Below are 400 nucleotides of genomic sequence, written 5' to 3'. Positions count from 1 at the left end.
GCATTAAGCTGTGGGTGGGCGAAAACCATAGAAACAAATTGGGTCGAGTATCGCTTTCGGCCTTCGTGATAAACGGTGCCGGCTTCGACAACGTTGCATCGGCGATTGCTTCAGCCGGTGCGTCACTAAAACTGAAAAAAATCGATGTAGACATTTCTCTTGAAGAATTTGTCTGCTTCTTCAAACGCTTTGCTGTGTCGCTCAGTGATCCGCGTTTTCAACTGGAAGGTCGAAGCTTTTCCACTGACTGAGTTTCCTTTTCATCCCTCAAAATTCTGGCCAGTTTTTTATGGAAAATCACTCCGGAATGTCGAGGGTTAGCGCTCTGGTTTTCGTTATGCGCCGAAAAGTCTTGCGTGCGGAAAATGCAGAGCTCTGAATGTCGTGAAACTTGCATAGT

General features: G+C 46.5%; 1 protein-coding gene. It reads left to right on the top strand.

Annotated features, from left to right (window positions below):
• The coding region (locus tag IMZ11_RS44525; RefSeq protein WP_228649827.1) for a hypothetical protein at positions 1-251 on the top strand (251 nt) is incomplete at its 5' end.
• Positions 252-400: the final 149 nt, after the last annotated feature.

This window comes from Microtetraspora sp. AC03309 (genome assembly GCF_020826795.1).
GTDB classification, from domain to species: domain Bacteria; phylum Actinomycetota; class Actinomycetes; order Streptosporangiales; family Streptosporangiaceae; genus Microtetraspora; species Microtetraspora glauca.
This window is presented reverse-complemented; position numbering and strand designations above follow the sequence as displayed.